The 13,099-nt window shown below is 42.3% G+C and carries 12 protein-coding genes; 5 read left to right on the plus strand and 7 right to left on the minus strand.

Annotated features, from left to right (window positions below; genetic code table 11):
• The first annotated feature begins 33 nt into the window (after window positions 1-33).
• Window positions 34-954 carry a heme A synthase CtaA gene (gene ctaA / locus AAGG74_RS06265; RefSeq protein WP_162101471.1) on the plus strand — a complete coding sequence of 307 codons (921 nt, stop codon included), beginning with the start codon at window positions 34-36 and terminating at the stop codon, window positions 952-954.
• 399 nt (window positions 955-1,353) lie between these two features.
• Here ctaA and pyc read toward each other — a convergent pair whose 3' ends face one another.
• The 4 genes from pyc to glsA form a co-directional block, all read right to left on the minus strand.
• Window positions 1,354-4,800 (minus strand): pyruvate carboxylase, encoded by a 3,447-nt coding sequence (pyc, locus tag AAGG74_RS06270; RefSeq protein WP_429674820.1) that lies wholly within the window; start codon window positions 4,798-4,800, stop codon window positions 1,354-1,356.
• A gap of 74 nt (window positions 4,801-4,874) precedes the next feature.
• Window positions 4,875-6,086: an FtsW/RodA/SpoVE family cell cycle protein gene (locus AAGG74_RS06275; protein ID WP_162101469.1), complete on the minus strand. Its 1,212-nt coding sequence runs from the start codon at window positions 6,084-6,086 to the stop codon at window positions 4,875-4,877.
• 200 nt (window positions 6,087-6,286) lie between these two features.
• The gene (locus AAGG74_RS06280; protein ID WP_014663853.1) at window positions 6,287-6,568 is read right to left on the minus strand and encodes an Fpa/YlaN family protein; all 282 of its coding nucleotides are present in this window, start codon (window positions 6,566-6,568) and stop codon (window positions 6,287-6,289) included.
• A gap of 97 nt (window positions 6,569-6,665) precedes the next feature.
• Window positions 6,666-7,595, minus strand: coding sequence for a glutaminase A (gene glsA / locus AAGG74_RS06285; RefSeq protein ID WP_162101468.1), 930 nt, complete (start codon window positions 7,593-7,595; stop codon window positions 6,666-6,668).
• Window positions 7,596-7,697: 102 nt separating this feature from the next.
• Here glsA and AAGG74_RS06290 point away from each other — a divergent pair, with 102 nt between their 5' ends.
• On the plus strand, window positions 7,698-8,183 hold the full coding sequence (locus AAGG74_RS06290; RefSeq protein ID WP_429674821.1) for a peptidyl-prolyl cis-trans isomerase: 486 nt from the start codon (window positions 7,698-7,700) through the stop codon (window positions 8,181-8,183).
• A 2-nt stretch (window positions 8,184-8,185) separates the two neighbouring features.
• On the opposite strand, the gene AAGG74_RS06295 is transcribed toward AAGG74_RS06290, so the two are convergent.
• A complete protein-coding gene (locus tag AAGG74_RS06295; RefSeq protein ID WP_162101466.1) occupies window positions 8,186-9,514 on the minus strand; it encodes a PhoH family protein in 1,329 nt (442 codons plus the stop codon).
• A gap of 154 nt (window positions 9,515-9,668) precedes the next feature.
• Between AAGG74_RS06295 and AAGG74_RS06300 the strand changes: the two genes are divergently transcribed.
• Together AAGG74_RS06300 and AAGG74_RS06305 are read left to right on the plus strand one after the other, a co-directional pair.
• Window positions 9,669-10,298, plus strand: a complete 630-nt coding sequence (locus tag AAGG74_RS06300) for a YhcN/YlaJ family sporulation lipoprotein (protein ID WP_429674823.1) — start codon at window positions 9,669-9,671, stop codon at window positions 10,296-10,298.
• Window positions 10,299-10,380: 82 nt separating this feature from the next.
• Window positions 10,381-10,590 (plus strand): YlaI family protein, encoded by a 210-nt coding sequence (locus AAGG74_RS06305; protein WP_162101464.1) that lies wholly within the window; start codon window positions 10,381-10,383, stop codon window positions 10,588-10,590.
• 115 nt (window positions 10,591-10,705) lie between these two features.
• On the opposite strand, the gene ytaF is transcribed toward AAGG74_RS06305, so the two are convergent.
• Window positions 10,706-11,341, minus strand: coding sequence for a sporulation membrane protein YtaF (gene ytaF, locus AAGG74_RS06310; protein WP_429674824.1), 636 nt, complete (start codon window positions 11,339-11,341; stop codon window positions 10,706-10,708).
• A 146-nt stretch (window positions 11,342-11,487) separates the two neighbouring features.
• Between ytaF and AAGG74_RS06315 the strand changes: the two genes are divergently transcribed.
• Entirely contained in the window at window positions 11,488-12,120 is a 633-nt protein-coding gene (locus AAGG74_RS06315) for a DUF1232 domain-containing protein (protein WP_162101463.1), read from the plus strand.
• Window positions 12,121-12,766: 646 nt separating this feature from the next.
• Here the strand turns inward: AAGG74_RS06315 and AAGG74_RS06320 are convergent.
• Window positions 12,767-13,084 carry a YlaH-like family protein gene (locus AAGG74_RS06320; RefSeq protein WP_429674826.1) on the minus strand — a complete coding sequence of 106 codons (318 nt, stop codon included), beginning with the start codon at window positions 13,082-13,084 and terminating at the stop codon, window positions 12,767-12,769.
• Window positions 13,085-13,099: the final 15 nt, after the last annotated feature.

Genomic DNA, 13,099 nt, shown 5'->3' on the forward strand with positions numbered 1-13,099 from the left:
AATTGTAGCAGTATGTTAAGAAGGTGGATAATAATGAATAAAGCATTAAAAGCTCTCGGTGTACTGACAACATTTGTCATGCTTATTGTTTTAATCGGGGGTGCCCTTGTTACAAAAACAGGTTCCGGCCAAGGCTGCGGCAGACAGTGGCCGCTATGTCACGGACGTTTCTTCCCTGAATTAAATCCCGCTTCAATTATTGAATGGAGTCACAGATTCGCAAGCGGAATTTCTATTGTCCTTGTGTTAAGCCTTGCGTTTTGGTCATGGCGAAAAATTACACCTATTTTCCGTGAAACAACGTTTCTCGCGATCATGTCTATTATCTTTTTATTTTTACAGGCATTGCTTGGCGCACTGGCTGTTGTATTCGGTTCAAACGCGCTGATTATGGCGCTTCACTTCGGCATCTCATTGATATCTTTCGCTTCAGTGCTCATTTTGACGTTGCTCATATTTGAAGCTGATAAATCAGTTAGAAAACTGGTCAAGCCGCTTCAAATCCGCAAAAAAATGCAATTTCACATGATTGGAATTTTAATTTATTCCTATATCGTTGTGTATACAGGCGCGTATGTAAGGCATACAAAATCAAGTCTGGCATGTCCTGATGTGCCGCTGTGCAGTCCGGTGAAGAATGGACTACCGACTCAATTCCATGAATGGGTGCAAATGGGCCACAGAGCAGCAGCCTTGCTGTTGTTTATATGGATTATCGTTGCAGCTGTTCATGCTATTTCTTCATATAAAGATCAAAGACAGATCTTTTGGGGCTGGATTGCATGCCTTATTTTTATCATATTACAGGCATTGTCCGGTATTATGATCGTGTATACTGAACTGGCTCTGGGCTTTGCACTTGCCCACTCATTCTTTATTGCCTGTCTGTTTGGCATTTTATGCTACTTCTTATTATTGATTGCACGCTTCCGTTATGAATCCAGACAGCCATAATGACTCTAGACCAAAGCTTTCTGCGCTTTGGTCTTTTTTTATCGTTTCCTAGCTTTCTGCGCTCCGTACTTGCGTCTTCCTGCTTATAAGAGCGCAGCAATGTTATATGTATCATCAAACATATGGACCGTGTCAGAATGAAAAGTGTGCAGGCAATAGCTCTTTTGCAGCACTCCATTTTTTAAACATCATGTCTTAATAAACTATTCATGGTCTGTATCATACTGCAAAGCATCTGAAAGACTGGCAGCAGTTAAGCCTGTTTTCGTTTGAAAAAGAGATGGCTTGTCATGGAGCTGATATTGGCCTGCTTACATCCCTTTTAAACCACGCAAATACAACTGTCATCGAATATAAAAAACAAGAGTGTGTATCAAAAGATACACACTCTTGTTTATATTAGGCTTTATCAATTTCAAGAAGCAGATCACCCGTTTGGATCGGTTCGCCATTTTTCACATGAACCTGTTTGATTGTTCCTGAGAAAGGTGCCTGAACCGTTGTTTCCATTTTCATCGCTTCATTGATCATCAAATGATCACCTTTATTGACTTTTGCACCCGCTTCCGTCAATACCTTAATAACCGTTCCCGGCATTGAGGCCGCGATGTGACTTGGGTTTGTCCGATCTGCTTTCAATCTTTCCTGAACGGTAGACTTAATGCTTTCATCTTTAATGACTACTTCACGCGGCTGCCCGTTCAGTTCAAAATAAAGGACGCGAGTGGCATCAGGCTGCGGCTCACCGATTGAAATCAGCTTAACGATCAGTGTTTTTCCGCGCTCAATTTCCACTTCTATTTCTTCACCTAATGTCATACCATAGAAGAATGTCGGCGTATCTAATACCGAAATATCTCCATAGCTTTCCGAAGTTTTCACATAATCAGAGAAGACTTTAGGGTAAAGAGCATACGCTACAGCATCTTGGTCTGAAATCTCCAAGTCATGCTGCTCTTTTAATTCCTGTTTGATCGCTTCAAAAGATACCGATTCAAGCAGTTCTCCCGGTCTGACCGTAATCGGCTTCTGTCCTTTTAAGATCAGCTTTTGCAGTTTTTCCGGGAACCCGCCATGTGGCTGGCCGATATTTCCTTTGAAAAGCTCCACAACAGAATCAGGAAAATCCAATTGTTCGCCTTTTTCATAAATGTCTTCTTCAGTCAAATTGTTTTGCACCATGTAAAGCGCCATATCTCCGACTACTTTAGAGGAAGGTGTAACCTTTACAATGTCGCCGAACATATCGTTAACGCGTCTGTACATTTCTTTCACTTCATTCCAGCGGTCGCCCAGGCCTACTCCCTTCGCCTGCTGCTGCAGGTTACTGTATTGGCCTCCAGGCATTTCATGTTCATAAATTTCTGTATGCGGAGACTTCATCCCGCTTTCAAATTCATAATAGTATTTACGAACTGACTCCCAATATTGAGACAACAATTCAACGTCTTGAACGTTCATTGCCGGGCGGCGGGTGTTCCCTTCCATCGCATGATAAAAGCCGCTCGCGCTAGGCTGAGACGTCAATCCTGCCATTGAGCTGACCGCCACGTCTATGATATCAACACCAGCTTCAACGGCTTTTGCATACATATAAACACCGTTTCCGCTCGTATCATGTGTATGAAGGTGAACCGGAATATCAATCGTTTCTTTCAATGCAGAAACAAGATCATATGCAGCCTGCGGTTTTAACAGCCCTGCCATATCTTTAATTCCGAGAATATGGGCTCCGGCAGCCTCAAGCTCCTTCGCCATCGACGTATAATAGGCAAGATCATATTTGGTGCGATTCTTATCAAGAATATCTCCTGTGTAACAAATCGCAGCTTCTGCCACTTTGCCGGTATCCCGAACAGCATCAATGGCTAACGTCATGCCTTTTACCCAGTTTAAGCTATCGAAAATACGGAACACATCAATCCCGGACTGAGCGGATTGCTTCACAAATTCTTTAATCACATTGTCGGGATAATTCGTATAGCCGACCGCGTTTGATGAACGAAGCAACATCTGGAATAACGTATTCGGCACTTCCTTGCGAAGATCCTCCAACCGTTTCCACGGATCTTCTTTCAGGAATCGGTAGGCTACATCAAAGGTCGCGCCTCCCCACATTTCCATACTAAACAGCTCAGGCCATAACGCCGCCGTCGGATTCGCGATCTTTTTCAAATCATGCGATCTGAATCTCGTCGCTAATAATGATTGGTGAGCGTCTCTGAATGTCGTATCAGTCAAAAGGACAGATTTCTGTTCCTTCACCCATTGCGCAAGCCCTTCAGCACCTTTTTCATCGAGGATTTGCTTTGTACCTCCGGCAGGCTTCTGAGCAGCATCTACTTTTACGTCTAATGGCTTGTCAAACGCTGGTTTATCTTTTTTTCCGATTCCAGGGAAGCCGTTCACTGTCACATTGCCTATGTAAGTGAGCATTTTCGTTCCGCGGTCTTTCTGTTTAGGGAAATTAAATAATTCAGGTGTTGTATCAATGAAAGACGTATCATATTGTCCTGTCAGGAACTTCTCATGTTTTGCAACGTTTTCAAGAAAAGGAATGTTTGTTTTAATGCCTCTGATTCTAAATTCCTGAAGATTGCGAACCATTTTGGCCGCCGCCTGTTCAAACGTTAAAGCCCAAGTTGAAAGCTTAACGAGGAGTGAATCATAATAAGGGGTAATGACGGCGCCTTGGAAGCTGTTTCCGGTATCAAGGCGGACACCAAAACCGCCGCCTGAGCGGTAAGCCATAATTTTTCCTGTGTCAGGCATAAAATCATTTTGGGGGTCCTCAGTCGTCACTCGTGACTGTATCGCGTAGCCGATTGTAGAAATATCCTTTTGCTCAGGAATATTTACTTTTTTGCCATGAAGGCTGTGCCCTTGCGCAACAAGAATCTGAGTTTGAACAATATCGACACCTGTAATCATTTCTGTAATCGTATGTTCAACTTGGACCCGAGGGTTAACTTCAATAAAGTAGAATTCATTGTTTGCAACAAGGAATTCCACCGTACCGGCGTTTATATAGTTTACATTTTTCGCAAGCGCAACTGCCGCTTCACAAATTTGTTCTCTTAATTCAGGTGACAGAGAGACACTTGGCGCCACTTCAATGACTTTTTGGTGGCGTCTTTGAACAGAACAGTCCCTCTCAAAAAGGTGAACGACATTGCCCTCTTTATCTCCAATGACCTGAACCTCAATATGCTTCGGATTTTCAATCAATTTTTCCACATAAACTTCATCATTGCCAAAGGCTGCTTTCGCCTCGGATTTTGCACGCTCATATGCTTCTTTGACTTCACTTTCAGACCTGACAATCCGCATACCGCGGCCGCCCCCGCCCAGTGAAGCTTTAATAATAATCGGATAGCCATTTACTTTTCCGAATTGTTCGACTGCTTCAAGCGCTTCTGCAGGTCCATCGCTTCCGGGAATCACAGGGATTCCAGCTTTTTCTGCCTGCTCACGTGCTTTTACCTTGTCACCAAACATATCTAGATGTTCGGATTTTGGTCCAATGAACACGATGCCTTCTTCTTCACACCGTCTTGCAAAATGGATATTTTCTGATAAGAAACCATATCCCGGGTGAATGGCATCTACTTTGTTTCTTTTCGCAATTTCAATAATACCTTCAATATCCAGGTAAGCATCAATCGGTTTTTTTCCTTCACCGACCAGGTATGCTTCATCGGCTTTGTACCGATGATAGGAACCGGAATCTTCTTTTGAATAGACCGCAACCGTACGAATATTCAGCTCAGTACATGCTCTGAATATTCGGATTGCAATTTCTCCCCTGTTTGCTACTAATACTTTTTGTATCGATTGCTGTGACAAACTTTTCTCCCCCTTACCCGAATGGAATATAATCTATCATAGCGGAATATCTTTTTCCTGTACACACCTGTTTCTTATAGATAAACAGATTTTTTATGCTGTTTCTTTTTCATTCCCTTCGGCGCCAAGGGCTCTCTCTTTTTCTTATTCTCTGAATATTTCACAAACATACTGATATTCACTAATATTCCCATACTGCCCAGTAATAGTAATAAAGAAGAGCCACCGTAACTGATAAATGGCAGCGTAACCCCTGTGATCGGAATTAATCCGCTGACACCGCCAAGGTTAATAAATGATTGGATGGCAATCATGCTTGAAATGCCGATCGCTAGAAGACTTCCAAACGGGTCCTCGCACTTTCTGGCTATATAAAACCCTTTTATGACGACAAAACCCAGCAGAAAAATGACAAACAATACCCCAAAGATACCAAGTTCTTCGGCTATAACAGCCATAATAAAGTCAGTGTGTGATTCAGGCAGATACCCGTATTTTTGGATACTTTCACCAAGTCCCAGACCGAAAATACCACCTGAACCAATCGCATAATAAGAATTAACCACTTGCAAACCTGATGAATTTGCATACTTAAATGGGTCTTCAAGACTTTCAAAACGCGCCATACGTCCGCTACTTAAAATTTTGTCCTGGTTTAAAAAGAGAATCGGACTGACTAAAATGAAAACAATGCCGCCAAGCAAAACCAGCCTCATCAGCGTTTTCCCACTGAAACCCGAGCACAAGATCATGCATGTCGCGATTAATCCGATAATCATGGCTGTACCAAAATCCGGCTGCAGGGCAATTAACCCGCAAATCACAAGCGTCATCACTACCGGCGGGGCTACTCCAGTCAAAAGATTGTCAATATATCTTTGTTTTTTGGCGTATACAGCTGCAAGGTATAAAATCACGACTAATTTCACAAATTCCCCTGGCTGAATACTCAATACACCAATTTTAAACCAGCTTTGCGCGTTTCCGGCAACATGCCCGAATACGAACAGGCAAATAAGCGCCAGAATAGAAGCAAGCAATATCCCCTTCTGAAACTTTTGGCGGGCCAGTGCCTTATAAGGAAACAAAGCCATGAAAATAAATAGAGCGCCACCTGCAATTAAAGCGAACAACTGCCGCATAAAGAAAAAATTACTGCTCACCCCATACCGAGAGACAGCCGTAATCATGCTTGAGCTGTATACCATCACTAAACCGAACCCGCATAGTAATACAATTGCGAATATTAGTGAGTAATCATATGATTTTAGCATTTTTTTTAACATAACATCCTCTTCCCTGCTTCTAGCTTCCATTGTCTATGGTTTCTATGTATTGATCTTTTTTATTTTACTACAATTTATCAAACGAGACGAAGTATCTCTATACGATTCGGAAGGAATGTGTAAAAAAAGACCGTCTTTAATGAGAGAAAATGAGCGGTTATAAAAAAACCCAAACTGTTAATAAGTTTGAGTTTGATCATTTATTTACTTGTAAACGCGTCATGCAAAGCAGACAATTCGCGCTCCAATGTGTATAAAAGGTCTTTACCGTCTTTTTCATCAACCAATCCCAGGCGGACAGCAAAATCGATTTCCCTCGAAAGCCCGAACATTTGAGTATCTAAAACCTCTTCATATAGAGGGCATTGAGGCATCGTTAAGTTATCCATTTGCACTCGGATCAGCTTCAAAATCTTCTCAGCGTCTACTTTTAAAAGTTCAAAAGCTTTTTGCCGATGGTCAACGATCATCTCTGAAGCCAAAAGTATCCCTCCGTTCCCCAGGCGAGTACCTAATTCTTCTATTTATCATAAAGGGTATCAGCAGAAAATGCAAGAGGATTTAAGCAGATGACATAAATTAAAAAATACTCAGCCTGTACATCTCAGACATTATTTTCAATAGCTTTACACCTGCAATACTATTCCCTTTTTCGTCTAATGCCGGGCCAAAAATACCGATCCCGAAATCGTAGGGTGAAATGCCCATAATCCCTCCGGAAACACCGCTTTTTGCAGGAATTCCGACCTTAATTGCAAATTCTCCGCTTGCGTTATACATTCCGCACGTCACCATAAACGTTTTGCAAATTCTTGCGACATCTTTTGAAATGATTTGCTCCCCAGTCTCAGGATGCCTGCCGTTCAGCGAAAATACAGAGCCGATTTTCGCCAAGTCCAAACTGTTCATCTCAATCGCGCACTGCTTCGTGTATAAATCCATTACCGCTTCAACATCATCCTGAAAAATGCCGTATTGCTTCATATAATAACACATTGCCCGATTAATCATTGACGTGCTGTATTCTGATTCAGCCACCTCCCGGCAATAAGTAATGTTTTGGTTATTTGTCAGCCTTCTGATAAAAGAAAGTAAATAATCAAGCCGCTCCCTCACCGTTTTCCCTCTAATCAAGCTTGTCACGACTAAAGCCCCGGCATTGATCATAGGGTTTAACGGTTTGCTCGGATTCACTGTTTCCAACTTGATTATTGAATTAAACGGATCACCGGTCGGCTCCTGTCCAACATAGCTGAAAACCCTCTCTTTGCCGTATTCCATTAGCACTAAAGCAAGCGAGAGAACTTTTGATATACTTTGAAGCGTAAATGTCTTTTCTATGTCACCTGCTGACAGACAAATATTATTGGAATAATAAATCGCCACTGACAGATCGTGTTTATCGGCTTTTGCCAATGCGGGAATATAGCTGGCTACCTCCCCTTTGTCCGTCACCTTTTTTGCCTCTTTTACTAAGGCTTCAAGCTCGTCATTATGCCGGCATACCATGCAACCACCCTCGCTCCCTGAGCATGTCAATACACCTAATTTGTACACAAAGTGACAATTCATGCGAAAACTTTTATAATTTTGAGAGAAGGGGGTTATATCATGAGCGTTATACAAGTGAAGGGAAAGGTTACATATCCGATCACCATCGATCCAAGCGTATGGATTTTTGACGATCGCAAATTTCCGTTTGACCGCAAAGGGGACAGTCAAGACACATATTTACAATCAGCCGGGGATGAATCCGATCTTGATCCTGAACGAATCATTAGAGAGGGCCGGATTTCGCCACCGACATTAAAGACGGAAAAGCAATACGAGAAGCAAAAGCTGATGAACGGCAGTTTTGCAATGAAACTTGGGAATGTGCTGAAAAATGCCGAGCCCCTCAGCTCTGCAGCACAATGCGTGTTTGTCACAAGTTCAGGGAATACATTTGTTCCTCTGAAAACCGCTCTGAACAGTATTGTCCATTTCAGTGAAGCTGGCAAGCCGCTTCAAGAAGGCGGTCCCATTCATATTTACTTTGAAGATTCAGTTGATCACAAACAGCCGATCACCGATATAAAAGAAATCGAAATTATTTAGTATTACAGCAAATCAGCGGCAATCTGAGCGAGGCCTGATCTCTCACCTTTTAACAGCTTCACGCTGCCTGAGACAGGTTGTCCTTTAAACCGCTCAACCACATAAGCCAAACCATTGTTCAGACTGTCTAAATATGGGTGATCAATTTGTTCTGGATCGCCCATTAAGACAATTTTACTGCCCTCGCCTACTCTCGTCAGCAGCGTTTTCACCTCATGCCTGGTCAAATTTTGCGCTTCATCAATGATGATAAATTGATCTGGAATGCTCCTCCCTCTGATATAGGTCAGCGCCTCTACCTGAATTGAGCCAATCCCTGCCAGAATAGCTTCAAGCTCCCCGGGTTTTTTCGCATTAAACAGAAACTCCAAGTTGTCAAAAATCGGCTGCATCCAAGGCTTAAGCTTTTCCTCTTTTTCGCCGGGCAAGTACCCGATGTCTTTGCCAACAGGAACAATCGGTCTTGCTACGACCAGCTTTTTGTATATTCCTAAGTCTTCTGTCTGTAATAGCCCTGCCGCCAATGCTAAAAGCGTCTTGCCGGTTCCCGCTTTTCCGATCAGGGTGACGAGCGGAATATCTTCGCGCAGCAAAAGCTCTAATGCCATTTTTTGCTGCACATTTTTCGGCCTGATTCCCCATATGTGTTCATCATCAAACACGAGTCTTTTTAATACCGTTCCTGTTTTATCTGCAATTCCAACTGCTGAGGAGGATCCTCCCAGCTCATCCTTCATTATTGCGAATTGATTCGGATAAAAGGCATGCTGTTTTATATCATTTACCGAAATTTGATTTTCTCCGTAAAAAGAGCTGAACAGCTGCCGGCTAATAAATAAATCTTTATAGCCGCTGTACATTTCATCATGATCCACAACCCGGTCACTTAAAAAATCTTCGGCAAGCAGTCCGATTGCGTCCGCTTTAACCCTGACAAGCACATCTTTACTGACGAGAATAACCGGCCTGCCCTTTTCCTTTGTTTCTTCCTCAAGGCTTAAGTTTTTCGCAACGGCCAATATGCGATTATCATTTGTTTTTTCAATAAAAATCTCTTGCAGCTGATGAAACGAACGATGATTCAATTCAATTCTCAGTGTGCCGCCGCTATCGAGCGGTACATGCTCATGCAGCCTGCCCTTTTGCCTTAACGCATCAATCAGCTTAGATGCGTGCCTTGCATTCCTCCCGACTTCGTCCATATATCGTTTTTTTGAATCAACCTCTTCTAATACGACAGCAGGGATGACAACCTCATTTTCTTCAAAAGAAAATATCGCGTTAGGATCCTGTAATAACACATTCGTATCTAACACATAAATTTTACTCAAGTCTCAGCCTCCCGATATAAGGGTCAAAGTTTCTCCTGCTTCTCTTACGATGAAAAAGGTGAATGCCTGCTAAAATATATGATTTTGTGTATAAAGATAGAAGGTTAATTCAACAATAAAATTAATGAATGCATTTCAAGGAGGGAACCCGCAAGTGCGAATTCTTTTCATTATGATACAACTGACGTTTATCCTGTCCGCATGTGCCTACCAACAAGGAAAGCAGAATCAAAATGTTGAAAAAGAATCAACAAGACAGCAGGATACCACACCGATTCACGTAAAAGACACAACTCAAGAAACGAAAGACAATGGAACAAGAAACGATATTGCCAAGCATCTTGTCAGCGTTGCTGAAAAAAACCCTGATGTTAAAGATGCAACAGCTGTTGTGCTTGGGAGTTATGCCGTTATTGGGATTGATGTCGACGATACTTTGGACAGAAGCAAAGTGGAAACGATTAAATATTCTGTGGCACAGGCTCTAAAAAACGATAGGTATGGCGCCAACGCAGTAGTCATTGCTGATCCTGATACGGTCAGCCGCCTAAAAGAAATGGGCAGAGAAATAAGTGAAGGCCGTCCAGTAACAGGCATACTAGATGAATTAGCTGCGATTGTCGGCCGAGTGCTTCCGGAAGTGCCTAACGATGTAATTGACAATGAAGATGAGCCGCAAACAAAGCAGCAAAATGACCAATTAAACAGAAAGCAACGGCAGGAAATGGAACAGGAGCAAAACGATCAATCCGATCATCATATGAACAAGAATACCAACGATTAAGCTAAAGCCCTGCGCTTTAGTTTTTTCTTATTTCGGACATCTTCTGATCCGTGCTATAATACATGTTAGTGAAAGAGGTGATATGATGAGGGTCCAATGCTCTATTTGCGATAAAATTGAAACAATTAATGATGACACCCTGATCGCGAAACGGCTTCGAAACCGCCCAATCCATACATATATGTGCCAGAAATGCCACGACCGGATTGCCCAAAAAACAGAAGAACGGCTGAAAACGGGGAAATTCACGTTTCATCCAGGCAGACAGAAGAAAGAAAAAGTTAAAAAATAAGCAGACGCTTTACCATACAGAACAGAAAAGACTCAGCTTCCTAGCTGAGTCAGGCGCTCTCCGAACAGGAACCTTCATATTTATTTGATGTTTTTCATAAAATGAACGGGACAACTTAAAAGAGCAGCGTATTGACGGCAATGATAAGAATAATGACTCCGCTCAGCATCGTGCTGAACTGTCCGACACGAAAAGATCCAATGCGCAATGAGGCAGCTTTTTTTCCGAGCGAGCAGCCGAGCCATATGGTCAAGAAACTGCCGAGCGCTGCAGTGATGGAAATTGCAGCAGGAGAAAGCCCGATCAAACCCGCGCTTAATCCGTTGGTCAGTGCATTTGCAGATACAGCTACCCCAAGAACGATAGACTCTAATATACTGATTTCTCCCGAACGGTCAGCATCCGCCGTCTCCGGATGTTGTAACAGACCGGCAAAACGGCCTTTTTTTCTTGATGATACATCAACACACGCTGAGCTTTCTTTTTTTCTCGGCACAGCCAGCAGGATGATGCGGATGCCGATAACAGATAAAATAAAAGCTGCCAGCAACACAGGAAGAATGCCCGGTAAAATGACTGAAATCCATTTACCGAAATAAATTCCGATATAACTGAATAAAAAACAGATAAAAGCGATCATCATATTTGATGTGTGAGATATTTTAATTTTTCTGATACCGTACGACATTCCTACCCCTAAATTATCAATGCTCGAGGATATTGCCAAACCTAAAATCAATAACCAAGCCATATTATGATCTCTCCATTCTTTGATGTCTTCTCAACATGTTGCGCTGTTGAATCTACCCTATCCTATGCAACAGCACAGGAAAGGTACCTTTTTCGCAAAAATGATTGATTGGTTATCATCATTCCGTTGGAAATGAGGTGACACCATTGGAAGAAAATAAAAAGACGACATTGGGCCCCCTTTTAAAATCACTGCTTACTAAGCACTCGCTCTCCATGAGAAAACTCAGCACCTTAACCAATATTGATACAGCTACCATCTCCCGGATTATAAATGGCAAGCAGAAGGCCAATTTAAAGCATCTTCAGGAATTTTCTAAACACCTTTGCACCCCGCTGGAAGAATTACTCGAGGCATCAGGCATAAATATCGGCCATGAAAAAAAGGCTGCGCCGCAAGATCCGATGCACGCGATTCAGGATATGCTCAATATGGCGGAGATGTTTGATCAGCCTTTTTCCCGGCAGCAAATTGAACGCGAGCTGACCAGATATGAACAATACGCCAAAACCCAGCAAGGCCATCGCCTCATTTGCGATCAGTTTCAAAAGAAAATAAATAATGAAGAAAGCGTCGGCCCTTTTATTGATCATTTAAAAAACATGTTTTGTCAGTATATGGATGAAGCAACACTGACTGAAGACCGTATGATTCTCGGGAGCGCGCTGCTGTATTATATTTTAGAAACGGACGTTATTCCGGATTACATGTTTCCCATTGGCTATCTGGATGACGCCATCGCCGTTCAAATCGTTTTACACCGGCTGAAAAAAAAATAAAGGCGCTTAAAAAAGCGCCCTTTTTGTTGAAAAATGTGAAACATCGCATTGCAGTTTTGTCAAAACAGAGACAGCTGTCATATGATACATCAACCTAATAAAAAGGAGGGTGTCTTCTATGGACAGCAACACAGTTGTGGCAGTATGCGCTCTGTTAAGTGTGGTGATTCAGATTGGAACGATATTCGCCGCAGGAAAGTGGAAAAAAGAGTAAAAGAAAAATTGATGGTTTTTTCGCATAAACGTATGTGTATAAATAACCTTATAAAAAATAAGAAAGAAGTTAAGCATATCCTCTTTGCTGCCGCCTGAAACGAATAGAGAAAGGTTCAGCCGATCATGAAAAAAACAAATAGCGAAGGGAACAAAAAAAGCGCTGGTTGAGCCTTAAAGAGATGTCACATACCAAACAGTCTTTCTTCGCACCGATGACACATTATCATTCAAACGAAGACAGAACGATTTCCGGCCGTAAATGAAAGGTCAGTCAAAACCGTTTGTGTTTTTACGGAAAAACCTCACAAAAATTCTTTTTCTGTTTTTTGAAATCTGGTGAATACCTAAAAAAAGCAGCGCAAAATAAAAAAGCTTGTAGAAAAAACATTGTTTTCTCTACAAGCTGGCTCAGCTTCTCAGCTGAGTCTTTTTATGATTTTGCAGACTGTCCCTTTTTCGACTGATACAGCCGAATTTTATAAACAATTAAAATCAGGGCAGCGACGATCAATCCCTCCGCCACGGGCAAAAACACACCTAAAAAGGTCAAAACAGTGCAGCCCAAAGCCAGAAATACATACACCACTGCTGATTTTAATACCGGAAGCCTTTTAGCAAATCCAAGCTTAAATACAATAACGGCCAACACAAAAATTGTGCCATACAGCAGCCACATGCCTGGCGCAGGCTGCCGGTCTACTTGAAATAGAGCGGCAAAGAGCGACAGGCGTTCGCTTACATCATTCAAAAAGATTCCCTCCCC

It is taken from the genome of Bacillus mexicanus (genome assembly GCF_050445615.1).
GTDB lineage: Bacteria > Bacillota > Bacilli > Bacillales > Bacillaceae > Bacillus > Bacillus mexicanus.

Bases quoted from the DNA above. Each gene is read 5' to 3' on its own strand.
- ctaA (WP_162101471.1), top strand. From the start codon at position 34: ATGAATAAAGCATTAAAAGCTCTCGGTGTACTGACAACATTTGTCATG.
- AAGG74_RS06275 (WP_162101469.1), bottom strand. From the start codon at position 6,086: ATGTTAAAAAAAATGCTAAAATCATATGATTACTCACTAATATTCGCA.
- glsA (WP_162101468.1), bottom strand. From the start codon at position 7,595: ATGGTATGCCGGCATAATGACGAGCTTGAAGCCTTAGTAAAAGAGGCA.
- AAGG74_RS06290 (WP_429674821.1), top strand. From the start codon at position 7,698: ATGAGCGTTATACAAGTGAAGGGAAAGGTTACATATCCGATCACCATC.
- AAGG74_RS06305 (WP_162101464.1), top strand. From the start codon at position 10,381: ATGATGAGGGTCCAATGCTCTATTTGCGATAAAATTGAAACAATTAAT.
- ytaF (WP_429674824.1), bottom strand. From the start codon at position 11,341: ATGGCTTGGTTATTGATTTTAGGTTTGGCAATATCCTCGAGCATTGAT.